The 23,342-nt window shown below is 39.7% G+C and carries 26 protein-coding genes and 1 pseudogene; 9 read left to right on the plus strand and 18 right to left on the minus strand.

Annotated features, from left to right (window positions below; genetic code table 11):
- A partial coding sequence (locus ODU45_RS05995) for a helix-turn-helix domain-containing protein (RefSeq protein WP_398580960.1) occupies positions 1-221 on the minus strand: 221 nt, incomplete at its 3' end.
- Between the two features lie 510 nt (positions 222-731).
- Here ODU45_RS05995 and ODU45_RS06000 point away from each other — a divergent pair.
- The 4 genes from ODU45_RS06000 to ODU45_RS06015 all read left to right on the plus strand — a co-directional run bounded on the left by ODU45_RS06000 (position 732) and on the right by ODU45_RS06015 (position 3,348).
- Positions 732-1,157: a sigma-70 family RNA polymerase sigma factor gene (locus tag ODU45_RS06000; protein WP_000804877.1), complete on the plus strand. Its 426-nt coding sequence runs from the start codon at positions 732-734 to the stop codon at positions 1,155-1,157.
- Positions 1,154-1,384 (plus strand): helix-turn-helix domain-containing protein, encoded by a 231-nt coding sequence (locus tag ODU45_RS06005; RefSeq protein ID WP_001224508.1) that lies wholly within the window; start codon positions 1,154-1,156, stop codon positions 1,382-1,384. Before ODU45_RS06000 ends, ODU45_RS06005 begins: the two co-directional genes overlap by 4 nt.
- Before the next feature lie 461 nt (positions 1,385-1,845).
- Entirely contained in the window at positions 1,846-2,049 is a 204-nt protein-coding gene (locus tag ODU45_RS06010) for an excisionase (protein ID WP_000814510.1), read from the plus strand.
- An 81-nt stretch (positions 2,050-2,130) separates the two neighbouring features.
- Entirely contained in the window at positions 2,131-3,348 is a 1,218-nt protein-coding gene (locus ODU45_RS06015; RefSeq protein ID WP_001291569.1) for a tyrosine-type recombinase/integrase, read from the plus strand.
- Positions 3,349-3,564: 216 nt separating this feature from the next.
- On the opposite strand, the gene ODU45_RS06020 is transcribed toward ODU45_RS06015, so the two are convergent.
- The 6 genes and pseudogenes from ODU45_RS06020 to ODU45_RS06045 form a co-directional block, all read right to left on the minus strand.
- On the minus strand, positions 3,565-3,837 hold the full coding sequence (locus ODU45_RS06020; protein ID WP_024381609.1) for a YlbG family protein: 273 nt from the start codon (positions 3,835-3,837) through the stop codon (positions 3,565-3,567).
- 126 nt (positions 3,838-3,963) lie between these two features.
- Positions 3,964-4,575: an ATP-dependent Clp protease proteolytic subunit gene (locus tag ODU45_RS06025; protein ID WP_223375679.1), complete on the minus strand. Its 612-nt coding sequence runs from the start codon at positions 4,573-4,575 to the stop codon at positions 3,964-3,966.
- A 101-nt stretch (positions 4,576-4,676) separates the two neighbouring features.
- Positions 4,677-5,306, minus strand: coding sequence for a uracil phosphoribosyltransferase (gene upp, locus ODU45_RS06030; RefSeq protein WP_012027487.1), 630 nt, complete (start codon positions 5,304-5,306; stop codon positions 4,677-4,679).
- Positions 5,307-5,385: 79 nt separating this feature from the next.
- On the minus strand, positions 5,386-7,002 hold the full coding sequence (locus ODU45_RS06035; RefSeq protein ID WP_398580961.1) for an alpha,alpha-phosphotrehalase: 1,617 nt from the start codon (positions 7,000-7,002) through the stop codon (positions 5,386-5,388).
- A 274-nt stretch (positions 7,003-7,276) separates the two neighbouring features.
- Positions 7,277-8,437 carry a MalY/PatB family protein gene (locus ODU45_RS06040; RefSeq protein ID WP_398580962.1) on the minus strand — a complete coding sequence of 387 codons (1,161 nt, stop codon included), beginning with the start codon at positions 8,435-8,437 and terminating at the stop codon, positions 7,277-7,279.
- 3 nt (positions 8,438-8,440) lie between these two features.
- Positions 8,441-9,532 (minus strand): annotated as a pseudogene (locus ODU45_RS06045) (cystathionine gamma-synthase).
- 478 nt (positions 9,533-10,010) lie between these two features.
- On the opposite strand from ODU45_RS06045, the gene ODU45_RS06050 reads away from it, so the two are divergent.
- The 4 genes from ODU45_RS06050 to ODU45_RS06065 all read left to right on the plus strand — a co-directional run bounded on the left by ODU45_RS06050 (position 10,011) and on the right by ODU45_RS06065 (position 11,618).
- Positions 10,011-10,265 carry a hypothetical protein gene (locus ODU45_RS06050; RefSeq protein ID WP_398578333.1) on the plus strand — a complete coding sequence of 85 codons (255 nt, stop codon included), beginning with the start codon at positions 10,011-10,013 and terminating at the stop codon, positions 10,263-10,265.
- A gap of 9 nt (positions 10,266-10,274) precedes the next feature.
- Entirely contained in the window at positions 10,275-10,526 is a 252-nt protein-coding gene (locus tag ODU45_RS06055; RefSeq protein ID WP_044762743.1) for a hypothetical protein, read from the plus strand.
- Between the two features lie 80 nt (positions 10,527-10,606).
- Positions 10,607-11,356 carry a tRNA1(Val) (adenine(37)-N6)-methyltransferase gene (locus ODU45_RS06060; protein ID WP_398580963.1) on the plus strand — a complete coding sequence of 250 codons (750 nt, stop codon included), beginning with the start codon at positions 10,607-10,609 and terminating at the stop codon, positions 11,354-11,356.
- Positions 11,346-11,618, plus strand: a complete 273-nt coding sequence (locus ODU45_RS06065; RefSeq protein ID WP_105179318.1) for a GIY-YIG nuclease family protein — start codon at positions 11,346-11,348, stop codon at positions 11,616-11,618. The genes ODU45_RS06060 and ODU45_RS06065 overlap by 11 nt, the downstream gene beginning before the upstream one ends.
- 15 nt (positions 11,619-11,633) lie before the next feature.
- Here ODU45_RS06065 and ODU45_RS06070 read toward each other — a convergent pair whose 3' ends face one another.
- The 6 genes from ODU45_RS06070 to ODU45_RS06095 all read right to left on the minus strand — a co-directional run bounded on the left by ODU45_RS06070 (position 11,634) and on the right by ODU45_RS06095 (position 18,533).
- Positions 11,634-12,245 carry an FMN-dependent NADH-azoreductase gene (locus ODU45_RS06070; protein ID WP_105179319.1) on the minus strand — a complete coding sequence of 204 codons (612 nt, stop codon included), beginning with the start codon at positions 12,243-12,245 and terminating at the stop codon, positions 11,634-11,636.
- A gap of 119 nt (positions 12,246-12,364) precedes the next feature.
- The gene (locus ODU45_RS06075; RefSeq protein WP_398580964.1) at positions 12,365-12,775 is read right to left on the minus strand and encodes a GNAT family N-acetyltransferase; all 411 of its coding nucleotides are present in this window, start codon (positions 12,773-12,775) and stop codon (positions 12,365-12,367) included.
- 130 nt (positions 12,776-12,905) lie between these two features.
- On the minus strand, positions 12,906-14,486 hold the full coding sequence (locus ODU45_RS06080) for a DEAD/DEAH box helicase (RefSeq protein WP_398580965.1): 1,581 nt from the start codon (positions 14,484-14,486) through the stop codon (positions 12,906-12,908).
- Positions 14,487-14,811: 325 nt separating this feature from the next.
- Positions 14,812-15,405 carry a YitT family protein gene (locus ODU45_RS06085; protein ID WP_050796819.1) on the minus strand — a complete coding sequence of 198 codons (594 nt, stop codon included), beginning with the start codon at positions 15,403-15,405 and terminating at the stop codon, positions 14,812-14,814.
- A 77-nt stretch (positions 15,406-15,482) separates the two neighbouring features.
- Positions 15,483-15,866 (minus strand): PH domain-containing protein, encoded by a 384-nt coding sequence (locus tag ODU45_RS06090; protein ID WP_398580966.1) that lies wholly within the window; start codon positions 15,864-15,866, stop codon positions 15,483-15,485.
- Between the two features lie 90 nt (positions 15,867-15,956).
- Positions 15,957-18,533 carry a pneumococcal-type histidine triad protein gene (locus tag ODU45_RS06095; RefSeq protein ID WP_398580967.1) on the minus strand — a complete coding sequence of 859 codons (2,577 nt, stop codon included), beginning with the start codon at positions 18,531-18,533 and terminating at the stop codon, positions 15,957-15,959.
- A gap of 387 nt (positions 18,534-18,920) precedes the next feature.
- Here ODU45_RS06095 and ODU45_RS06100 point away from each other — a divergent pair, with 387 nt between their 5' ends.
- Complete coding sequence (locus ODU45_RS06100; protein ID WP_044759062.1) at positions 18,921-19,673, plus strand: hypothetical protein; 753 nt, start codon at positions 18,921-18,923, stop codon at positions 19,671-19,673.
- Between the two features lie 519 nt (positions 19,674-20,192).
- Here the strand turns inward: ODU45_RS06100 and ODU45_RS06105 are convergent.
- From ODU45_RS06105 to ODU45_RS06125, 5 genes are all read right to left on the minus strand, one after another.
- Positions 20,193-20,723, minus strand: a complete 531-nt coding sequence (locus tag ODU45_RS06105) for an ECF transporter S component (RefSeq protein ID WP_136671182.1) — start codon at positions 20,721-20,723, stop codon at positions 20,193-20,195.
- The gene (locus ODU45_RS06110) at positions 20,720-21,568 is read right to left on the minus strand and encodes a pyridoxamine kinase (RefSeq protein WP_136671183.1); all 849 of its coding nucleotides are present in this window, start codon (positions 21,566-21,568) and stop codon (positions 20,720-20,722) included. Before ODU45_RS06110 ends, ODU45_RS06105 begins: the two co-directional genes overlap by 4 nt.
- 196 nt (positions 21,569-21,764) lie before the next feature.
- On the minus strand, positions 21,765-22,454 hold the full coding sequence (locus ODU45_RS06115) for a 5'-methylthioadenosine/adenosylhomocysteine nucleosidase (protein WP_029188668.1): 690 nt from the start codon (positions 22,452-22,454) through the stop codon (positions 21,765-21,767).
- Between the two features lie 8 nt (positions 22,455-22,462).
- Positions 22,463-22,783 carry a cell wall synthase accessory phosphoprotein MacP gene (gene macP, locus ODU45_RS06120; RefSeq protein ID WP_002936700.1) on the minus strand — a complete coding sequence of 107 codons (321 nt, stop codon included), beginning with the start codon at positions 22,781-22,783 and terminating at the stop codon, positions 22,463-22,465.
- 10 nt (positions 22,784-22,793) lie between these two features.
- On the minus strand, positions 22,794-23,339 hold the full coding sequence (locus tag ODU45_RS06125) for an NUDIX hydrolase (RefSeq protein WP_004194850.1): 546 nt from the start codon (positions 23,337-23,339) through the stop codon (positions 22,794-22,796).
- Positions 23,340-23,342 lie beyond the last annotated feature (3 nt).

The raw sequence follows: 23,342 nt of genomic DNA on the forward strand, positions 1-23,342 counted from the left end.
GGTAAGAAAAATTCATCAACGGAAACATGAAGTAACGATACAAGGTCATAAAGAACTTGTATGCTGGGGTGTTGCCCTTTATTTTCAATATTAGTTAAGTACCGTGGGTCAATTTCAATTAATGCTCCCACTTGTTCACGAGTCAAACCTCGTTTCATTCGAGCTTCTTTGATTGCTAAACCAAAGGCTCTAAAATCAAATTTATCTTCTTTTTTACGCATAATAGACCACCTCTATACATTTTACTGTTCCTATTAAATTTGAAACAGGTATAGAAAAACGTGTTATATAGTTTGTGAGTTCCTAAGGTTTATATATTAATACAAGCACTACTCAACTCCAATAAAAAAAAGCCGTTGTTTGGTAGTGCTATTTGTGCTGTAAAAACGTAATTCTCACTTTCAAATGGCGGTTCGTTGGAGGTCGAAGTTGCCATGAGATATATTACATACAATCTTATTCCTGTTACTGGGTTCTTATCAAAAAAAGTTATCCACCAGCAATAGATAAATACGTCTATCGATGTGGTTTTATACATCATATAGCAAGAACAATTAAAGCATATAAACAGATAAATCAATCTGTCTATGTGCTTTTTTTGTATCTATGGATAATTTTTAAAGTTTTTTCAATTCTTAATGCAACAAATCCCCCTTTCACATTGGGAGTAAGAGTGAAAGGAGATAAAAGAGCAAAGCTCACTTCCTTTCAAAAGAAAGGGGGTGAGAAACATGAAACCATCTTCTTTTCAAGAGAGAATTGAACATCAGTTTGATTTTATCTGTATGCGAGCTATGGACGATGAGCGGAAGAATTATTTCCTTTATCTTTCAAGGCTGGCAAAGCGTGAAGTGTCCTTTTCGGATATTGGCGAATATCTCGTCAACCAATTTGCGACGACAGACAGCTATTCATCTGATTTTCAAATTTTTACGCTCACTGATGTTTCGGTTGGTATCGAAAATGATTTATTGAGTGAAGCACTAAAAGAATTGCCAGACAAGAAGCGTGAAATCCTACTGCTGTTCTATTTTATGGACATGAGCGATTCAGAAATAGCGGATTTACTGAAATTGAACCGCTCTACTGTCTATCGGCATAGAATGAGCGGACTAGCCTTAATCAAGAAGTTTATGGAGGAGGAAAACGAAGAATGAGAAAAGAATATTCCAGAATTCCATTCCCATTGATTGTAAAGGCTTGTGATGGCGATACAGAAGCGATTAACCAGATTCTACATTATTACAGAGGGTACATTGCTAAACGCTCTCTACGGTTGATGAAAGATGAATATGGCAATCAAAGTATGGTCGTTGATGAGGTCTTACGTGGACGAATGGAAACCAGGTTGATTACAAAAATCCTGTCATTTGAGATTGAGTAGCACCGATTTATCTCTCTTTTCGTGGAAGTGCGGACGAGCTTTCCATACTTCCCGATTGGGGAGGTTTGTTATTCCATCAAAGCATATTGTCTTTCAGTATGTTTTGATAGGCTGACAAGCCATCTGTTCTTTGAAAACTGAATAACAGCAGTCGAATACATTTCGATAAGAAAAGAGCCAACGGAGCTGACCGCCATGACCTGCCCTGTAAAGATAGCGAGCGATTCATGTCAGTGATCCGAGAAGTAATCTTTAGCAGGATTGCCAGCGAAGACATTCTTATCGTAATAATGATACTCCTGTATCGTCATAGTCCGAGCGTTAAAAGCGTCGCAGGCAATGAGTACAGTTGGACGAGAACCGTGCAAGGGTGGAACTCCCGTGAGCTTTGCTAAAGCTGTTCGATTGCTTGTAAAACTACTTTTATGAAATCTAACGTGTGATTGGGAAAGGAGGATTTTATGAAGCAGACAGATATTCCTATCTGGGAGCGTTATACCCTGACCATTGAAGAAGCGTCTAAGTATTTCCGTATTGGCGAAAATAAGCTCCGTCGTTTGGCAGATGAAAATAAAAATGCTGATTGGCTGATTATGAATGGCAATCGTATTCAGATAAAGCGAAAACAGTTTGAAAAAATTATTGATAAATTGGACGCAATCTAGCGTCGCCAAAGGGTCTTGGATATGATAAAATAGCATTAAGTCGTATCAAGGCTCTTTCCATTTTGGAAAGGAGCGAAAGCCATGTCAGAGAAAAGACGTGACAATAAAGGTCGCATTTTAAAGACTGGGGAGAGCCAACGAAAAGACGGAAGATACTTATATAAATATGTAGATTCATTTGGAGAACCGCAATTTATCTACTCATGGAAACTGGTGGCTACAGACAGAGTACCAGCAGGAAAGCGTGATTGTGTTCCTCTTCGGGAAAAAGTTGCGGAGCTACTGAAAGACATTCATGATGGCATTGATGTTGTAGGAAAGAAAATGACACTTTGTCAGCTTTACGCAAAGCAGAATGCTCAAAGACCCAATGTGAAGAAAGGCACGCAAACTGGACGGAAATATCTGATGGATATTTTGACAAAGGACAAGTTAGGTGCAAGGAGCATAGACAGCATTAAACCGTCTGACGCTAAAGAATGGGCGATTAGAATGAGTGAAGATGGATATGCTTATCAAACCATCAATAACTATAAGCGTTCTTTAAGGGCTTCATTCTATATTGCGATTGAAGACGATTGTGTTCGGAAGAATCCCTTTGACTTCCAGCTAAATACCGTCATTGATGATGATACTGTTCCTAAAGTCGCATTGACAACGGAGCAGGAAGAAAAGCTGTTATCCTTTGCGAAAGCTGATAAGACCTACAGCAAGAATTATGATGAAATCCTGATACTCTTAAAAACGGGTCTTCGTATTTCAGAGTTTGGCGGTCTGACACTTCCAGATTTGGATTTTGAAAATCGTCTTGTCAAGGTAGACCATCAGTTACTACGAGATACTGAAAATGGATACTACATTGAAACTCCCAAGACTAAAAGTGGCGAACGACAAGTTCCTATGGTTGAAGAAGCCTATCAAGCGTTTCAGCGAGTGCTGGCGAATCGGAAGAACCGTAAATGTGTTGTGATTGATGGTTATAGTAATTTCCTTTTTCTCAATGGGAAAGACTATCCTAAAGTGGCAAGTGATTACAATGGTATGTTGAAAAACCTTGTCAAGAAATACAATAAATATCATGAGGATAAGCTACCCCATATCACTCCACACATTTTGCGTCATACGTTCTGCACTAACTATGCAAATGCAGGAATGAACCCAAAAGCATTGCAGTACATTATGGGGCATGCGAATATAAACATGACGCTGAACTATTACGCACATGCTACATTCGATTCTGCTATGGCAGAGATGAACCGCTTGGAAAAAAAGAAACAGCAGGAACGTCTTGTTGCTTAGTAGTACAGATGAATTTACTACTAATTTACCACTTCTGACAGTCAATTCATGAGGAAATATATAAGGAAACGTGAAGTATCTTCCAACAGTAAAAATGCTCGAAGCCCTTTAGAATAAGGATTTGCGAGCATTTAATGAGATTTAAAAGGATAATTAGAAATCTATGTTTTGTTTAAGACAAAAAATTAGCAGGTATGTATCCCCTGCTAATTCCGACTATCCTACGACTGATTGTTCTTCATCTCTCCATAGATTACCTACAAAGTTTTGGTCTAGTTCCTTAATGTACGAAGGAACTACTTTTTTTACAAAACGTTCCTTTTTCAATTTTAATATGGTAGCTTCTACTAGTTCTTGATCCATATACACCAAAACATATCGCAATCGTTTGGAATGGTAAACAATATCTCCATATTGGCTGAGTTTACGTGCATCACGATTGTAGTGTAAATAGACAGTTAAGCAAGTGCGATTTTTCTTCTCAAACATGTCTTCTCCTCTAAAAATTCTCTTTCTATATTATACCGTTTTCAATGACAAATGAAAAGCTCCAACTACCTGTAAAAGAGTTGGAGCTAATAGGAATAGTCAGTGTTATTACATATTTGTCACTGCTTATTTGACTTTTGTATTGTCCATAATCTGGTCAATAAATCCGTAAGCCAAGGTTTCTTCTGCTGACATCCAGTAATCCCGTTCTGCATCCTTATGGATTTGCTTGACTGTCTTACCTGAATTATCTGCCAAGATTTTTTCTAGCTTATTACGTGTTTTTAATAGGTGTTCTGCTGCAATAGCCATGTCTGTTTGCTGAGTGCCACCACCTGTTCCACCCATCGGTTGGTGAATCATGTACTCTGCATTTGGCAACATGAAACGTTTGCCCTTGGCACCGCTGGATGCAATGATGGTTCCCATGCTCGCAGCTGTTCCCATAACGATGGTTTGAACATCAGCTTTAATGAAATTCATCGTGTCTACAATGGCAAGACCTGCTGACACCGAGCCTCCTGGCGTATTAACATAGAGGTAAATATCCTTTGTAGGATCTTGGGCATCAAGGAAAAGCAATTGTGCAATAATCGAATTAGCCATGTTGTCCTCAACTGGTCCTGTCAACATGATAATGCGATCCTTGAGCAAACGGGAATAAATATCATACGAGCGCTCACCACGGCTAGTTTGTTCAATAACTACTGGAATCATAAAATTACTCCTTTTCGAGATTTTCTGTACCCATTATATATGAATAGTCAAAATTGGTCAAATAAAAAACACGATTTCAGGAAATGAAAAAGAAACCAGCAGAGCTGATTCCTTTTAATCAATTATTTTGTACCGAACAAGCGGTCACCTGCATCTCCCAAACCTGGTACGATGTAGCCTTTTTCATTGAGTTTTTCATCCAAAGCTGCTGTGTAAATATCAATGTCTGGATGTGCATCTTGAAGAGCTTTTACACCTTCTGGAGCTGAAACAAGAGCAACAAATTTGATATTTGAAGCACCACGTTTTTTCAATGAATCAACTGCAAGAATGGCTGAACCACCTGTAGCAAGCATTGGGTCAACTACAAAAATATGACGTTGATCAATATCTTCTGGTAATTTCACAAGATACTCAACGGGTTGAAGGGTTTCTTCATCGCGGTACATACCGATGTGACCAACTTTAGCTGCTGGTACCAAGCTTAGCAAACCATCAACCATACCAACACCTGCACGAAGAATTGGTACGATAGCTAATTTTTTACCTGCAATTTGTTTCTGAACTGTTTTAGTGATTGGCGTTTCAATCTCCACATCTTCAAGTGGCAAGTCACGCAAAACTTCGTAACCCATCAGCATCGCGATTTCATTAACCAACTCACGAAAATCCTTTGTTGAAGTAGATGTACGACGAAGGATAGACAACTTATGCTGAATGAGTGGGTGTGAAATGACTTGGAATTTCCCCATGATGATAAAACCTCTCTTTTTTGTTTTTTCTATTTTACCAAAAAAATTGAAAAAATGCTTGAGAATATGGCAAATTTATTTATTTTTTGAAAACGATAGCTTCAAAAGGTCTCAACATCCCTTTATTAATCGCCTCTTCGTTTTCATAATTGTTCATGAAAATAGAATATTCTTCCACAGCTATAGTATAAGCCTGCTCCTTGCTTGAAAAGTTTACTAATATGATGAAATCATCCTGTTCATCATATTTACGGTAGGCCATTACCGAGCTATTTTCAGTCTCCATCACTTCATATTTTCCTTCAGACATACAAGGATACTCTTTCCGAAGAGCGATTAATTTTTTATAGGTATAGAAAAGCGATTGTTTGTCTGCAAGTGCTTTTTCAACGTTGATGTCTTTGACAGTATCTCCCAAAGCCAGCCAGGCTTGACCTGTACTGAAGCCCGCTCCTTCTGCTCCTGTCCATTGCATTGGACGGCGAGCATTATCACGACCTTTGGCATTTATAGAAATAATCAATTCCTCCTTGGTAAAGCCATTTTCAATCCGTTCCGCATACATGCGACGTGTTTCGATATCGTCCGCTTGGTTAATATCCGTAATCGGTGTATTAATCATACCAATTTCCTCACCTTGGTAGATATAAGGTGTCCCTGACATAAAATGAAGATAAATAGCCAACATTTTACCACTTAGTTCACGAAATGCAGGTCGATCATCACCGAAGCGAGAAATGGCACGAGGTAAATCGTGGTTATTCCAGAAAAGTGAGTTCCAGCCTTTACCAACCAGTTCAGTCTGCCATTTGGATAGAACGTTATGTAAACGAGCTGGATCAAGCGGTGCCAAATCCCACTTTTCTTTCCCTTCCTGCTGATCAAGTCCTACATGTTCAAATTGGAAAATCATCGAAAATTCTTTTCGGTCAGGATGCGAATATAACTGAGCATTTTTTGGATTGGCACTCCAGGTTTCCCCAACAGTCACTAAATCGTATGCACCAAAGGTTTTCTCATTTAATTCCTGAATAAGAGGATGGAGAGTCGGTCCATCGGCTGTAATTAATTTTTCCGGTTCTTTTCCAATCAAATCAATCACATCTAGCCTGAAACCGCCGACACCTTTTTCAATCCAAAAATTGATCATGTCCCAGATTTCTTGTTTCAGAGCAGGATTTTTCCAGTTCAGATCTGGTTGCTTAACAGAGAATTGGTGGAGATAGTATTTGTTCAGATGTGGAACGTATTCCCAAGCAGAGCCTGAAAAGGTCGAGCGTAATTCATTCGGCTCATCAGCCCAAACATAATAATCATAATAGGGATTATCTGGTCCTTTGAGGGCTTCTTGAAACCAGAAATGTTCATCCGAGGTATGATTGAGCACCAAATCCATGATTATTTTGATATTGCGCTTATGGCCTTCTGCAATCAGCTCTTCCATATCTTCCATGGTCCCAAATTCTGGAGCAATTCCTTGGTAGTCGCTGATGTCGTAACCATTGTCATCCATGGGGGACTGATAAACAGGACTAAGCCAAATAGCATCAATTCCTAGCTCGTGAAGATAATCTAATCGGCTGATAATCCCTCGAATATCCCCTACTCCATCTCCATTTGAATCTTGAAAACTACGAGGGTAAATTTGGTAAATGACGGATTTTTTCCACCAATCTGTTTTTAGTATTTCTGACATTTGATTGATCCTTTCTGTACAATCTTATTTACGCAAGAAAAAGGGGAGTTCCCCTCTTTCTATATAATCATATTATAACTCAATTGTGGTAATTTTGCCCTCTTCTATTTCAACAATTTCAAAGTTTTTTTCTTTTAGGTTGATATAACCTACCAAGACCCTCTCACCTTCAGTGCGGCCTTCAAAAATTATTTCCATATGAGCCCGACAGAATTTAGAAAAACACAAAAAAATAAGGATTAGGTGATTTTACTCACACCTAGTCCTTATTTCTTTATCCAAAAACGTTTCCAAGTCGTTGACAGGCTTCTTCAATGACATCAAATGGTGCTGCCACATTTAGACGTGCATGGTGCTTACCTTCCTTACCAAAGGTCAAACCATCATTCAAAATCAACTTCGCTTTACAATGAAGAATATCAAAGAGCTCCGCATGCTCTAACTCATAAGCAGAAAAATCAAGCCAGATGAGGTAGGTTCCCTGGGGCTTCATGACCTTGATCCTTGTATGGGTTGTCAAATACTCCTCAACAAAGTCTATATTTCTCTCCAAAATAACCTTCAACTCCTTCAACCACTCATCTCCATAAGTAAACGCAGCTTCTGTGGTTAACAAGCCAATCGTTGGAATCTCGTGCTGATTATTTATCAATTGACGCTTAGCGAAAGTCTTGCGAATGCTTGGATTTTCAATAATAGCAAAGCTATTTTTCGTTCCAGCAATGTTAAATGTTTTAGTTGCAGATGATAAGATGATTGAAAAATCTTTGAAATTTTTATCCACCGTATTAAAGGTATCATGTTTGTGACCATATAAGGCCAAATCTTGATGAATTTCATCTGAGACAAGAACGACGCCATGTTTCTGACAGAGACGTCCAATAGCTAAGAGTTCTTCCTTGCTCCAAACCCTACCACCTGGATTGTGTGGATTACAGAAAATATAGAGTTTCACTTGATTCTCAACAATGTCCTTTTCAAGCTGGTCAAAATCAATTCTAAAAATGCCATCCACATTTACAAGTGAATTAGTAACAAGCTGGCGATTGTTTAATTTGACAGTCCGTGCAAAGGGTGGGTAGACAGGCGTGTTAATTAGGACTGCATCCCCTTCTTCAGTCAAAGATTGAATAGCCACAGTTAAGGCAGGAACAACACCTTCGATGAGCAGGATGGACTCTCTTTCAATCTTGTAGCCATGCTGTCTATCTTCCCAGTCAATAATGGACTGATAGAGGCTGTCACTAGCATAAGGATAACCAAAAACATGATGATCTGCGTAGTCACGGATAACTTGGCGAATTTCTGGTAGAGGCTCAAAGTCCATATCTGCTATCCACAAGGGTAAGAGTTCTTTATCCGTCTCTACTTTTCTCCATTTTTCCGCATGCTGGGATAGGCGATTCGGACTATCTATAAAATTATACTGTGTCATATCTTATCCCTCCAAGGCTATTTTTAAATCTGCAATCAAGTCTTCCGCATCCTCTATACCAATAGATAAACGAAGCAAATCATCTGTCAAACCGTAAGAATGACGGGTTTCAGCTGGAATGTCTGCGTGGGTCTGAGTGGCTGGATAGGTAATCAGACTCTCTACTCCACCCAGACTTTCAGCAAAGGTAAAGACTTTCAGGGTGTTGAGAATATGGGGAATCCGACTTTCATCTACCACTTTAACCGAAATCATCCCACCTTTTCCTGTGTAGTAAACTTGCTTGACTGCTGGACTCTTCTCCAAATAGGCAACAATTTTCTGAGCATTTTGTGTCGCCCGCTCCATTCGAAGCGAGAGGGTTTTGAGTCCACGCATGAGTAAGTAAGAATCCAGTGGAGATAGTGTTGGACCTGATGTATTTTAGTCATAAAAGAGCTTATCATATAGGGCTTGATCATTGGTCATCAAAGCGCCAGCTAGTACATCATTATGCCCAGATAGGTACTTGGTTGCTGAATGTAGGACAACGTCCGCTCCTAGAACAAGTGGATTTTGATAAATAGGGCTATAAAAAGTGTTATCGACAATTACCTTAGCACCTTTGGCATGGGCGATAGCCGAAACCTTGGCGATGTCAAACTCCACCATGAGTGGGTTGGTCGGCGTCTCCAGATAAACATAGTCTGTCTCTTCGGTGATGGCTGCAATCAGCTCCTCCTCGGTGTTTGCATAGGTAAATTGAAATCTACCGATACTCTCTTGCTCATTTAACCAGCGGAAGGAACCACCGTACAAATCACGCGCCGCTACCACTTGACTCCCTACAGGAAAACCATTAAAAAGTAAGGCCAGAGCAGCCATTCCCGAGCTCGTTGCTAGGGCATAGTCGGCCTTTTCAATAGCTGCCAAAGTCGTCTCTAGACTGGCACGTGTCGGATTTTTTGTTCTCGTGTAGTCATAACCTGTCGATTGACCAAACTCAGGGTGTTGATAGGTCGTCGAAAGGTGAATAGGGGAAATCAATGCCCCAGTTTTTTCATCGCTATTGATGCCCGTATGCGCTAAAATCGTATCAATCTTATAATCTGTCATAACATCTACTCCATTCTAACTTACAATCTAGTCTAGCATGAAATAGGAGATTTGGTGTGAAAAATATCCAAAAATACTTATAGAAAAATAGCAAGCTTTGTTATAGTTTTTCTTTATAACAACATCTCCCCCCCTTACATATACTTGCTAGATTATCCATTATTAATTTGATATAATGACAAAGAGGTGGTCATTATGAAAATCAGATTCAACAAATACTTCTACCGTTTCAGTAATTTTTATTCTATGATATTTTGGATTTGTTTTCTGCTACCAACTGCCAATGATAGCTTTGATCAGTGGCCACTCTGGTATACAAGCCTAATTCTAATAATCATTCCTATTCATATTTTCAGGGCTTTTTTCCTCAAAGAAGAAAAGGAGCTCACTCGCATGGGTTATATCTTCTATATCGGATTGATTGTATTGATTATTTTCCTGCGTTTTATTTTAGGTAAATAGCTGAAAGGAGACAAGAATGTTTAAACAATTCAATAGAACATTTTATCGAACTTGGGAATTTTACTTCTCCATTCTTTGTATCCTACAAGTGATTTATGCTGTTGTAAATGGACCGTTTTGGTTTATCCATTTTCTCAAGCTTGGAGTCGGACTTTATGCTGGTTATCTAGCTTTCTTTAAGTCACGTAGCTGGATAAAAAAAACATGGCAGATTTATCTGACGATTGGATTGATTGCTAGTTGGATAATCATTTCCTTCTTTGTATTGTGAGGATTTTCTATGTTTAAGGAATTTAATAAAGAATTTTATCGGAGTTTGAATTTTTATTTGATGATCCTGTTATTGCTGGGTAGTCTAGGAGAATGGCTAAATAAGGGACCTAGCCTCTGGCTTGCACTCTTGCTGTTTGCGACTGTCGGTACTGCCCGTAGTGCCTTTTGGTCTAAAGAATGGACCTTGAAAGCAAATTGGCAAATCTATCTCTGTATCGCCTTCTTGCTGGTCGGGGCTTGGATTGAATTTTTTAGTTAGATTGAACGGAGCGGTGAATGCGCTCCTTTTTTCTTCCAAAATGGACTGAGATTTTCTGCTAAAGATGATATAATAAAATCATGCAAAAAATTGAGTTATTAGACGGAGAGCGGATTGACCAGCTCTTCTCGACAGATGTTCAGATTATTCAAAACCGGGAGGTTTTTAGCTACTCGATCGACAGTGTCCTCCTTTCTCGTTTTCCAAAAATGCCTGCTCAGAAGGGGCTGATTGTTGACCTTTGTAGTGGAAATGGGGCAGTGGGCCTCTTTGCCTCCACACGTACTAAGGCTCAGATTATTCAGGTCGAGTTGCAGGAACGACTTGCTGACATGAACCGCCGCTCCATCGCCCTCAATGGTCTGGAGGAGCAAGTTTCAATCATCAATGATGACTTGGCAAACCTGCCCCAGTATGATTTGCGGTCCAAGGTGGATTTGATGCTCTGCAATCCTCCCTACTTCAAGGTAGACGAGGGTTCAAACCTCAATGAAAGCGAGCATTATCTTCTAGCCAGACATGAAATCGCAACCAACCTAGACAGCATTTGCCAGGTGGCCCAACAGGTGCTCAAATCCAATGGTCGCTTGGCCATGGTCCACAGACCCGACCGATTTTTAGATATTTTAGACACGCTAAGGACCTACAAGCTGGCTCCCAAACGGATCCAGTTTGTCTATCCCAAGGCCAGCAAGGAGGCCAATATGCTACTGATTGAGGCTATCAAGGACGGCTCGGTGGACGGTCTGCACATCCTGCCACCTCTGGTTGTTCACGAGGAAAACGGCGACTATACTCCTGCTATTCATGAGATTTATTATGGAAAATAAGGCCTACTTTTATGTCTTGGAATGTGCCGACGGGAGTCTTTATACTGGTTATACGACTGATGTGGAGAAGCGGCTTGCTACCCATAATCGTGGGAAAGGGGCCAAGTACACCCGCGGACGCTTGCCTGTCAGCCTGCTCTATCAAGAAGCCTTTGCTAGTAAGCAGGAAGCCTTGTCCGCTGAGGCACTCTTTAAGAAACGCAGCCGGCAGAGCAAGTTAGACTATATTGCAGAAATGACAAAAAAACCTCGTACAAAATAGTACGAGGCTTTTTATTTAAAATACTTCCAAAATTGTATCAATTTTCCCCATAGCTTCTTCAAATATCGCTTGAGCCTGGCTTGGATCAGCCGATTGCCCTTCGATGAAGACCTGATGGATGTCTTCAAAGCCCAGAAACTCAAAGATAGACTTGATGTATTGGGCTGCTGGATCTTGACCTGCGTAAACTCCACCATTGGACTGGATATGCAACAATTTTTTGCCCTTGACCAGACCGATAGAGCCTTCTGGTCCATACTTGAAGGTCAGACCTGCAACGTTAATAGTGTTAATCCAGGATACCAGCTGGCTTGGCACATTGAGGTTCCAAAGGGGATTGACCACGACAATCTTATCTGCTGCAAGAAATTGTTGGGTCAAGGCATTGTAGCGGTCCAACTGCTCCGCTTGTTCAGGACTGATTTCTATACCTTTTTTTGCTGCTCCCATAGATTCTAACAAAGGCTTATCCAAAGCTGGAATCTGGTCCTCAAAGACATCGACTATTTCAATCCGATCTTCTGGGTGCAAACTCGCGTACCGAGTTTGAAACTCTTCCAAAGCCCGCAAGGCATAGGACTTTTGTGCATCGAGGGGGTGGGCCTTTACAATTAATACAGTTGCCATTGTTCATCTCCTTTGTTACTAATTATTGACAAATATATTCTACTCTTTTTTATTTGAAATTCAAATCATTTGCTCGAAGCAAAAGGCTGGTCTCCCAGCCTCTGCATTCAAAACTGTTATCATTTTTTTAAATAGGTGTAGGCGACACAGTCCAGGCTATCAACGGCTGTAAAGCCAATTGCCTCATAGAAAGACCGCGTTTTCTCAGTATTGTCCGTCAAGAGATGCAGCTGATAAATCCCTGAAAAGTGGGTAATGGCCTGCTCCAAAAGCTGACGCCCAATTCCTTGTCGCTGATAGGTTGGCAGGACCAAGATGTCCTGAATAAAAACGATTGAATGGCCGTCACCAACTGCTCGCAAGAGACCCACGAGACAATCACCGTCAAAGGCCGCAAGAACAAACAGGCTATGTTCCAAAGCCTTCTGTAACATGGCAGGCCGGTCAGTATAATTTGTCCAACCAACTGAAGCATAGAGGTCAAGGACAGCTTGAAAATCAAGCTGAGGATGTTGTTTGTAAGTAATCATGATCTTCTCCTTTGTATTGTTTTTTAGAATACAAAGGCTCTATCCATTGTCAAAACACCCATGGACTTTCCTCCTGTTTTGCTACTTCTAGTATAACAAAAACCGCTCCAATTATGAAGCGGTTTTGAGCTTATCTTTCCCCTTTATTGCGGATAACAAAGCCTGTTTTCTTTTCACTTGATGTGCGTTGGTGTGGTTTTTTGTTGTCCTGACGGCGGTTGTCACGTTTGAACTTGTCATCACGACGGTTGCGGTCGTTGCGATCGCCACGGCGTCCTCCACGGTCTCGGTTGCAGTCACCGTCACGACGGCCACCACGATCACGGTCGCGACCACCACGGCCGCCCTTGCCCTTAGCTTGACCAGGTGCAAACTTGAATGGCAAAGGTTTTTCACGCGCAATTTCTACCTCTGGCAGGCTTTCTGGATCCTGAACAGTCAAGGTCAATACATAAAGCGCTAACTCTTCAGGGGTAAATTCTGCTGCCAACTTGACTGCATCTTTCTTGAACTTATCGAAATTGCTACGGATAGTTTCATCCGCCATTTCGCGCTCAATCTTTTTCAAAGCAACTTTCTTCTTAGCTTCGAATGCTTCCTGAGCAGTTGCTGGCTTGAGACCTTTCATACGTTTCTTGGTCAAATCTTCGATGATAGCCAAGTAGCCCATCTCGTTCGGCGAAACAAAGGTAATAGACTGACCTGATTGACCCGCACGACCTGTACGACCAATACGGTGCACATAGCTTTCTGGGTCCTGTGGAATATCGTAGTTATAGACATGCGTTACACCTGAAATATCCAATCCACGCGCCGCAACGTCCGTCGCAACAAGGACATCAATCTGATCGTTTTTAAAGTCACGAATAACACGTAGACGTTTGTTCTGGTCCAAATCTCCGTGGATACCTTCTGCACGGAAGCCACGCAGTTTCAAACCACGAGTCAATTCATCGACACGGCGCTTAGTACGACCGAAGACGATAGACAATTCAGGCTGGTCAACGTCCATGAGGCGTGTCATGGTGTCAAATTTTTCATGTTCTTTGACACGGATATAGTATTGGTCCACGTTCACATTGGTCAATTCCTTAGCCGCAATCTTAACGTGCTCAGGCTCTTTCATGAATTTGACACCAATACGCTTGATTGGCTCTGGCATAGTCGCAGAAAATAGGAGAGTCTGGCGACTTTCTGGCACACGCTCAATAATCGCTTCAATATCGTCCAAAAAGCCCATGTTGAGCATTTCATCAGCCTCGTCAAGAATGAGGGTTTCAACGCCGTCAAGTTTGAGGGCCTTGCGTTTGATTAGATCCAACAAACGCCCTGGCGTACCAACAACGATGTGGGCACCTGAGCGAAGGGCCTTGATTTGTTTTTCAATGCTTGATCCACCGTAAACAGAGCGGACTTTCACACCCTTTTCACGACCAAATTTGAAGAGTTCTTCCTGACTCTGCACCGCCAACTCACGCGTTGGGGCAATAATCAGGGCTTGAACTGCTTGATTATTGATGTCAATTTTGTTAAGGGTCGGCAGACCAAAGGCTGCAGTTTTCCCTGTACCCGTTTGGGCTTGACCAATCACATCTTTCCCTTCCAGAGCAAGCGGAATAGTCTGCTCCTGGATAGGTGACGGCGTTTCAAAACCAGCCTTCTCAACGGCAAGCAAAATGTCTTCTGACAATTGTAAATCTGTAAATTTCAATGTATTCTCTTTTCTAAAAGGCAGTGCGAAGCTACCTTATCTAACTTTTTTTGTAACAAGATATCAGGGTCGAACCACTGATATTGGATTTGCAACTTACCAAGTATAACACAATCTAACAATAATAGTTAGTATTTACCTTTAAAAACTCAATAATACGTTTTCATGAGGAGTCCATCATTTTTATAGTCATTTGAATTAGCTTTGATACACCGACACTTTCGGTTTGCCCTACTCTAGTACCAGCTCCTTGTCTGAAAGTTAATTCATTCGACTATAACAAAAAAGCTAGCTATATATGCACAACTAGTTTTTTCTTGTATTTTTATTTATGATTATTCCTTTTCAATGCTTGCAAGAACCAGTCCAAACTCTTACTGATAATGACAACCATTACCAATGTCCAAAATGTTTTTACAAGCCCAATTTTAAAAGCCAAAGGAGTTACCACAAATACATCAAAAATGAGAATAACGGTGGAAATCTTCCATTTGAAATATTTATTACACAACAATGCAATAATATCACTTCCTGCCGTGGACCCGTTTCCATAAATGACTAGAGCCATTGATAAACCTGTCACCAATCCCGCCAAGAGAGCAGAGGGAATCAGGGGCAACCATTTTATTTGCAGAAAAGTCGTATAATGCATGGTTAAGGACATAGTAGCAACCGCTAAGAAAGTATAGAAAACCGTTAACTTACTCAAAAAGCGATAGGCTAATACAATCAAAATCCCATTCAAAACAAAACTGGACAGACTTGTTTCAATCCCTGTCGTATAAAACAAAAGTAGGGTAACACCAGTAATCCCACCTTCGCCAAATTCATGTGGAATGATGAGCATATTCAAAACAAGGGCATATAGGATTGCCCCAAAACATATCAATAAGCAGTCTCTCCATTTTATCTGCATCATCTTCTCTCCTCACAAACAGTCCACCTTAGTATATCAAAAAAAGCAGAAAGCGGATAGCCACTTTCTGTACTTTTTTCCTATTTTCCTAAGACAGCTGAAGCCAGAGCTTTTTGAATAGCAATGACACTCTTATCGCTCTTAAACTGAAGAATTTCAGTAGGTTCAGCAGCCGAGGAAATCCATATTTTCAGCTCAGCGTCTAAGTCAAAATGACCAGAGGTTTCTACCGTAAAGCGTGAAATCGAGCGGTAAGGAATCGATTTATAAGATACCTTTTTCCCAGTCATTCCTTGCTTATCGACCAAAATCAATCGATATTCTGTAAAAACAATCAAATCACGAACTAGACTAAATGCCATCTCAACCTGTTCATTATCCAGTAGAACATGCTCCAATTCCTGTTCAATCTTATCATTATCCATTTGCGAGGCATTACCTAGTAAACCTGAAAATAGTCCCATAATATGACTCCTTTGGTATTTTTCTATAGTATAACACAAAAAGCTACTAGTTGACTATCTTAGACACTAGGTCTTTACCAAACATGAGAATTATTCGCTTACCTTTGCTTCCTTATCAACTTCTTTAGGTTGATTGTTCTCGATACTGCCACCTTCAACTGCTGGAAAATGTTCTGCAATCGCAGATGGGATCTTCTTATCATTTAGATTTAATTCTTCCTTCGGAATGTGATTTTCACTCACATCAATTGTTTTCAAAGTCTTATTTGGCTCTGTGATGGCAAGTGTTTCAATATCATTTTTTGAAGCATTCAGGTCTTCTAAGGCTTTGTAATCATTGACTCCTTCTAGATTCTTCAATTGATTATCTGCAACATTTAATCGAACAACCGATTCTTGTTTACCCTCTATTTCCAAAGTCTTAATTTGATTACCCTCTACATCCAGATTTACTAATTTTTCATTTTCTTCTATCCCTTGTAATTCAGTGATCTTATTATTCTTAAGAGTAAGACTAGTTAAGTTTGGATTATTTTTTACAAACTGAAGATTTTTTACATTACTTTCATTAGCTGTCAGTTCTTCTAAATTCTCTGTTTTTAGAGTTGATATATCCAATTGAGGATTCTGTGATATATACAAACGGGTTAACTTCTTCTTGTTTTGAAGCGCAGATAAATCTGTGATACGATTATTATCTAAACTAACAGCTGTCAATTGTGACAAATCTGCTAATGGGGATAAATCCGTCACTTTATTATGATCTAAATTTAAGGATTCCAAAGCTTTTAATTTAGCTAGAATAGTGATATCTTCAATGTCATTTCCTGCAGCAGAAACTACTTTTAAGTTTGGAAATTCTTCCAAAAAGCCCAAATCAGAAACACCATTTTGTGATAAGTCAATTCCCTCCAATGTTGGAATTTCTTTCAAAAACTGATAATCCTTAACGCCTGTGCTGGTCATCCATAATTGTTTCAATTTTTTAAATTGCAAGATAGGTTTTACATCATCAATTGGTGTAAAACCTATCCCTAACACTTCAACATTTGGCATCAAGTCCAGACCGGCTCTCTTTAGCGGATCTTTTCGCTGACCAATATTTAGATATTTTACCGTTTTTAACCACTCTCTCATCTTCTCGGAATCTGTTTCATTAGATGGGAAAGGAGTATCGGCCGTAGCATGCAAAATATCTTCAATAATCTCATCATCAAAACCTAATTGTTTTAAAGTAGCCATTCCAATTTTATCATGAGCATGTGGGTCACCGTGAGGGTCTTCGATTGGTTTTCCAACTTCAACTTTCTCAATCAAGATTGTATGAGAATGGTCACCATGAGGGTAAACGAAAGCAGATCCTGCATCTGTTTCTATCACCTTGATTTTTTCTTTTGAAACATGCAGGTTTTCGGCTAGGTAGCTCTTTTTAGCTTCTCGTTCTTCTTCTACACTTGAGTTAGGTTTCCCACCTTCTTGTGGTGACAACGGAATTTCTACATCAACTTGAGTGGAAGTTGACGAATGGTATTCTGCTCTAGCAGTCTCTAAATACTGAGTAGGAATATAAGACTCCCACGGACTTCCTATCAAATGACTGTACGGAATTAAATGAGTATGCGTACCATGGCCAATGAGTAACCCTAACGCTGTTTGACCTTGGACTCCACTACCATCAAAAATGAAACCGTCGCTTGTTGGATAATCAATGCCTGGGAAAGCTTTTTTTGAATTAGACTGAGTGGAAGTATGCCCTTTTTCTGTGGTAGACTTGAGTGGGACGAAATTATTTCTTGTGGTCGGAGTATGCAACGAATGATTATCAAGAACAGTAATCTGTCCCTTTTTTCCAATGGTCTCCCCAGTATTTCCTTGTCCGTGTTGCAAACTTGATTTCCAAATATAATGATAATGATCTCCATGACGTACCGTATAGCCATTCGCATCTTCAGCCACTATATCCTTCGGATCAAATACATAACCATCATCAAAAGTTTGTGATAGCTTCGCTTGCTTTACCTTGGAATGTGAGCTGGATTGGCTATTCTCAATGTACTCTTTGGGTACCAAATAGGACCATTTGCTTTCTTTTAAATCCTTATAGAAAATAAAATGTGAATGACCATTATGTTCTAAGACCAGTCCCTCATCCGTTTTTGAAAGAATTTGACCTTCATTTTCAAAAAGAAATCCATCATCCGTAGGATAATCAACACCAGCTACCCCTTTTTTAGCTTGAGAAGTAGGTTTCTTTTGATTTTTGGTGAGTTTCTTAGCTTCAGAAATAGAAATTACATTAGCATCTTTATCCTTTGGATAGTAGAAGTACTGCTCATTTACTTTTATAATATAACCTTTCTCTAGCTGATACTGAATATCTTCTTTATTCAATTTATAATCAGAATCTGGAAGGGTATCTTTTAAAAAGTGTGCCGCATACGGGATAGGACCTTCAAAAAAGTATGACTCTTCTCCATATAGACGCATATAGCCATTAGATTTAATTTCAGACACCACAATCGTATTTTCATCTACTTTTGAGACATTGCTACTTTGAACATCTTGATGATTTATTGCAGTATTCTCTGTTTTTTGGCAACCCGCCAAAAAAAGATGACAAGATAAGATAATGCCTGTCAAGGCAAATAAGGTTGTTTTCTTTTTCATTTTTGTCCTCCTAGGCTTATTAACCAGTTAACAATTAACTAGTATATATTTTATTTTTGATTTTTGCAAGAAAAAACAACTGACAATGATTGTTCATGAATAAATTTTCCATTCCACGACAAACGTATGAAAAAATTTGTTTTATAAACCATATTTTCACGACTGCTGTCAGTTTTTAGTAGAAAAAATGTAATATAATAGCCTTGGAAATGAGGGATTGTCCTTGTTAAAGCGAAGGTTTTACAAAAGCTTTTAAAAAAATGTATACAACAAGAAAATAGTTACATACCTTTTTCTTCATACAGATAGCGTGTTTCCATCCCTACGACCATTGACAAAGCAAACAAACTATAGTATATTAAAAATAGGGAAATAAAAGGAGAATATATGGAAAATACATCTACTCAAACTTTCGAAGAACTCGTTGCGAAACAGAAAAAGAAACGTAATCGCATCCTTAGAATTATTATCACACTCTTTACCGCTATTATCGTATTTTTTGCCTGTCTTGCATTATTCAAATATAATAGTGGCAACATTAGCGGTACATGGCGCAATTCCCAAGCTGAACAAGACATTGTCAAAACCAGTATCAAGGAGTTACAAAATCAACTTCCAGGTATCGATAAAACGTGGATTGATGCAACTTATACGATGACAGTCGTAGATAAGAAAGCTGTCTTCACCGCTACAACAAGCTTTGATATTCCTAAAATCGCAAAATTAACCTTGGATCAAGCCTATAAGGTAATGTTAGAGGAAGCACAAAAAGAAGCAAGTTCTCTGGGAATTTCCGTAGAAGAATACTTAACAACCGCTCTCGGAGCAGACTATGAAAAGCAATTGAAATCATTTCTACCTACACAAGCTGAGGCGGAAAAAGAATTTCATAAGTACCAAGACGAGTATGCTAAAGAACTAGGTGCCACATACAATCAAGAAACTGGTACTATCTCTGCTACCTTTTTCGAGGGAGATGTCGATCAGCTCCTCCATACAGTAACCATTACAAAAATTAATGACGCAGCAATCAAACAACTGACTACATACGATATTTCCGTAAAAGATATTATTTCCTATTCTCGCAAGGGAAATACCACCATTATTAACGGAAATGAAGAATTTACTTTAGAAAAATAATAAAAAAAGCTGGGAAAGGCATCCCTGATGGTTCCGACCTCCCCCACAGAATAATGAAAATAAATATGAAGCCCTCACTAGGTGTATAATCTTAGTGAGGGCTTTGTGCTTGACGAATTAATGATGTTAGTCATCGCCGGAAAAACTAACCCACTCTACTGACGAGCTTTAAAAAATACGCAACAAACATGAGTATAAGAACTAGCCAATAAAAACACAGATAGATTCAAGCTGATTTTTGATGAAATACAGCCGAATTGTCTGTGCTTTTATTTTTGTCTCTACTATAAGATAGGACAACATTGCGGCGATATTTGAAAGAACTTGTACTAATACTCAATGAAAATCAAAAGTAGCCTAGGAAACGAAGCCGAAGATATAACTGGAGTTCATCAAGGCAAGTTGACAACGGATAATTTTGATTTTCAAAGAGTATAACCTCCTGTTTGTTTCGTCACTTACAGTGTAGTCCTTCTGACCTTTTTTCATATTGAATTTAACTAATGTCACCAATATAAATTATTTTCTCTTATATAACTTTTTACATACCTGATAGAGAATAGGTACAGCAATGATGGTCGTAATCGCAGTGCCATAGGTTCCTAAAATCCGACCCAAAGCAGCTAAAAATGATGCTGATGGCGTTAGTCCACCGACTAAACTCCCCGTCAATGTGTACTTCAACAGGTTCAAGATAATTTTTGTGAGGGCTGCAACTATCCCAACCAACATAATATTTGATAGACTATCGTTTGCCTGTAGGAATTTCTCATAAAATAAGTGGAGGACAAAACAGACAATGAGTGATTCTAGAATGGTAATCCAAGCAACGGAAGCATATCCCGACAGTAAATCAAAGATGCCTAGACCGAGTGAGGCTGCCAATACCCCTTTTTTGGCACCAAAGATTAGTACTCCTACTACCACCAGAGCATTGCCTAGATGGACAAATTGACTCCCAAAAGGAATACGAATAAAGAAGACAACCACACAAATAAGGGCTGCAAATAAACTAACTTCGGTTAATTGACGTAATTGATTCTGTTTCATAATTTCTCCTTTAATGTTTGAAATGCCTGCTGTAATGCTGCTAGAAAAGGTTCAAAGGAAATCCCAAATTTCAAGTCTCTATCCAAAGCGAGAGTACGCTCTAAACTCTTATCGATAAAATCTAAAGCTAGTGGGATGGCTTGATGGAGATTGATTTGTTGGATGGTTGCTACAGCCAACAAGGTAGATAGAATGTCACCTGTTCCAAAGAAATTTGCTGGATATTTTTTAGACATATAGGTAGTTATTTCCCCTGTTTCCTGCTGAAAATAGGCTACACCTATTTGGCTATCATCAAAGGAAATCCCTGTCAGTACAATATCTGCAGACACCTGCTCTGCTAAAGCTTCCAGTAAGTCCTCAATAGCCGCCCTATCGTAGCAAGCTCCCAAATAATCCCTCCCTGTCAAAAAAGCTGCCTCTGTTACATTGGGGAGAATGAGCTTGGCCGACTGAATCAATTCTTTCATGGCTTCTACATAGGTAGGGGTGAAACCTGTATACAACTTCCCTCCATCCCCCATGACCGGATCAACAATCAATAGTGTCTCTGTTTGTTTAGCATACATAGCCAATTGACTTAGTTGCTGAGGATTTCTACAGTAGCCAGACAAGATGCCTGCCAACTCCAAATTCAAGTTCTTCCACTGTTCAAAATAGGCTCGATTCAAGTCAGTCATATCTTCAACGACAACATCTGGAAAACCACCCGTATGAGAAGAAAGTAGTACCGTTGGTAAAAGAATCGTTTCTACCTGACAGGCTGCTGCAATTGGGATGCTAGTGGCTAGGGCAACCTTGCCCACACCAGGTAAATCATTTGCAAGCAATAATCGCTGAACCATAACAACCTCCTAAATTATTTTTCTTAAACAAAATTGTAAAGTATTTTCACGAGCTTTTCAATAACTCTTATCAGAAATTGTCTGGGGACAGATGGCTGAAACCTTATAATATCGGGCTCAAATCACTGCATAAGAAAAACAGTAACAACTTTTTGCTACTGTCATCCTATTTCAATGTATTGTTGTCAAAATCTGCTTAATTTTTCTCCAGAAAGGCAATCAAGGTCTGGGCAGAACGTTCTCCTGCTTGAATAATAAATTCATCAAAGGTGATATTGGCATCTCCCTGAGCTGTGTCACTCATGGCACGGATAACCAAGAATGGCTTACCTGTATTGACAGCTGCTTGAGCGATAGCTGCTCCTTCCATCTCTACGGCAAGGACTTCTGGGAAATGAGTTTTGATCGTAGCGATTCTCTCCTGACCTGCGATAAAACTGTCACCTGTCACAATCAGACCCACATGGCTAATCATTTCCTGCTCTGCTAAAACGGTTCTTAGCTGTTCTAACAAGGCTTGGTCTGCTGGATAATATAATTCCTGCCCTGCCATTTGTCCGTAAGCATAGCCGAAAGCCGTCACATCCACATCGTGGTAAGCCAATTGATTTGCTACAACCACATCACCGATGGCAATACCTTCGGCAACAGCTCCTGCCGAGCCAGTATTAACAATGACATCAACTGAAAAACGATCTGCCAAAACAGCCACGGACATAGCTGACATAACCTTACCGATACCTGACTGAACAAGAACGACTTCATGTTGACCGATTCGTCCCTGATAGTAAGTTCGACCCAAGACATCGATTTCAGTTGCATCTTGTAGATGCTCGACCAAAATCTTTAATTCCTGAGGCATGGCTGCGATAATTCCAAATTTCATCTCTTCTCCTAAATAAATAATACTGCAATGATAAACATTATCAGTAAGATGATGACCCAAAAAAGGATTTTGTTTACCTTACTGCGGAAAGCTTCTCGCTTGATGGTTTCGATACGGCGACTTTTTACTACAGTAGGTTTGACCGGGATTCGGATCGTTTGTCCCTCTTCATATCCCTGATAATCTTCTTCTAGATATGGATCGAATAGAGCATCATCCATTGATATATCCTGGTTTGGACGATAGTGCCCAAACTGGCTAGATTGGTCGGAATACTGTTTCTTTTTCACTTTCTCTAAAATTTCATCCGTCAACAAGGGCTTGCCCATTGCTAGTTTCCTACTTTCTCATGAGTTGTAAATATTGGATAGCCATGATGGTCTTTGCATCACAAATATCGCCAGTAGCCACCAAGTTCAAAGCCTCTTCCAAGGTTACCTCATGTAATTCGATAACCTCATCTTCATCCATTGGACGAGGATTTTCAACCTTGATAAGGTTATCTGCTAAATAAAGGCGAATCCGTTCATTACAGAAACCGATGGCTGAATAGAAATCTGCCAACAAGGTCAATTTGTCACTAGTATAGCCTGTTTCTTCTTCTAATTCACGCAAAGCAGCATCTTCAAGCGTATCTTCTTCGCCCAGCTCCAATTTCCCCGCCGGAATTTCATAAATAGTACGTTCAATAGCCTTGCGGTATTGTTTGACTAAAATCATTTTACCTTCTGGAGTGACGGCTAAAACGCAAACTGCTCCCTTGTGGAAAATGAGTTCGCGCTTACCAGTTCCACCATTTGGCAAGGCAACATCATCTACTACTACATCAAAAATGTGCCCTTTAAAAATTTCTGTCCGCTCAATGGTTTTTTCTTCAAAATTCATACG

Source organism: Streptococcus sp. 2022WUSS135 (assembly GCF_044427045.1).
GTDB lineage: Bacteria > Bacillota > Bacilli > Lactobacillales > Streptococcaceae > Streptococcus > Streptococcus hashimotonensis.

Bases quoted from the DNA above. Each gene is read 5' to 3' on its own strand.
- ODU45_RS06000 (WP_000804877.1), top strand. From the start codon at position 732: ATGAAACCATCTTCTTTTCAAGAGAGAATTGAACATCAGTTTGATTTT.
- ODU45_RS06005 (WP_001224508.1), top strand. From the start codon at position 1,154: ATGAGAAAAGAATATTCCAGAATTCCATTCCCATTGATTGTAAAGGCT.
- ODU45_RS06010 (WP_000814510.1), top strand. From the start codon at position 1,846: ATGAAGCAGACAGATATTCCTATCTGGGAGCGTTATACCCTGACCATT.
- ODU45_RS06015 (WP_001291569.1), top strand. From the start codon at position 2,131: ATGTCAGAGAAAAGACGTGACAATAAAGGTCGCATTTTAAAGACTGGG.
- ODU45_RS06020 (WP_024381609.1), bottom strand. From the start codon at position 3,837: ATGTTTGAGAAGAAAAATCGCACTTGCTTAACTGTCTATTTACACTAC.
- upp (WP_012027487.1), bottom strand. From the start codon at position 5,306: ATGGGGAAATTCCAAGTCATTTCACACCCACTCATTCAGCATAAGTTG.
- ODU45_RS06035 (WP_398580961.1), bottom strand. From the start codon at position 7,002: ATGTCAGAAATACTAAAAACAGATTGGTGGAAAAAATCCGTCATTTAC.
- ODU45_RS06040 (WP_398580962.1), bottom strand. From the start codon at position 8,437: ATGACACAGTATAATTTTATAGATAGTCCGAATCGCCTATCCCAGCAT.
- ODU45_RS06050 (WP_398578333.1), top strand. From the start codon at position 10,011: ATGTTTAAACAATTCAATAGAACATTTTATCGAACTTGGGAATTTTAC.
- ODU45_RS06055 (WP_044762743.1), top strand. From the start codon at position 10,275: ATGTTTAAGGAATTTAATAAAGAATTTTATCGGAGTTTGAATTTTTAT.
- ODU45_RS06060 (WP_398580963.1), top strand. From the start codon at position 10,607: ATGCAAAAAATTGAGTTATTAGACGGAGAGCGGATTGACCAGCTCTTC.
- ODU45_RS06065 (WP_105179318.1), top strand. From the start codon at position 11,346: ATGGAAAATAAGGCCTACTTTTATGTCTTGGAATGTGCCGACGGGAGT.
- ODU45_RS06070 (WP_105179319.1), bottom strand. From the start codon at position 12,245: ATGGCAACTGTATTAATTGTAAAGGCCCACCCCCTCGATGCACAAAAG.
- ODU45_RS06075 (WP_398580964.1), bottom strand. From the start codon at position 12,775: ATGATTACTTACAAACAACATCCTCAGCTTGATTTTCAAGCTGTCCTT.
- ODU45_RS06085 (WP_050796819.1), bottom strand. From the start codon at position 15,405: ATGATGCAGATAAAATGGAGAGACTGCTTATTGATATGTTTTGGGGCA.
- ODU45_RS06090 (WP_398580966.1), bottom strand. From the start codon at position 15,866: ATGGGACTATTTTCAGGTTTACTAGGTAATGCCTCGCAAATGGATAAT.
- ODU45_RS06095 (WP_398580967.1), bottom strand. From the start codon at position 18,533: ATGAAAAAGAAAACAACCTTATTTGCCTTGACAGGCATTATCTTATCT.
- ODU45_RS06100 (WP_044759062.1), top strand. From the start codon at position 18,921: ATGGAAAATACATCTACTCAAACTTTCGAAGAACTCGTTGCGAAACAG.
- ODU45_RS06105 (WP_136671182.1), bottom strand. From the start codon at position 20,723: ATGAAACAGAATCAATTACGTCAATTAACCGAAGTTAGTTTATTTGCA.
- ODU45_RS06110 (WP_136671183.1), bottom strand. From the start codon at position 21,568: ATGGTTCAGCGATTATTGCTTGCAAATGATTTACCTGGTGTGGGCAAG.
- ODU45_RS06115 (WP_029188668.1), bottom strand. From the start codon at position 22,454: ATGAAATTTGGAATTATCGCAGCCATGCCTCAGGAATTAAAGATTTTG.
- macP (WP_002936700.1), bottom strand. From the start codon at position 22,783: ATGGGCAAGCCCTTGTTGACGGATGAAATTTTAGAGAAAGTGAAAAAG.
- ODU45_RS06125 (WP_004194850.1), bottom strand. From the start codon at position 23,339: ATGAATTTTGAAGAAAAAACCATTGAGCGGACAGAAATTTTTAAAGGG.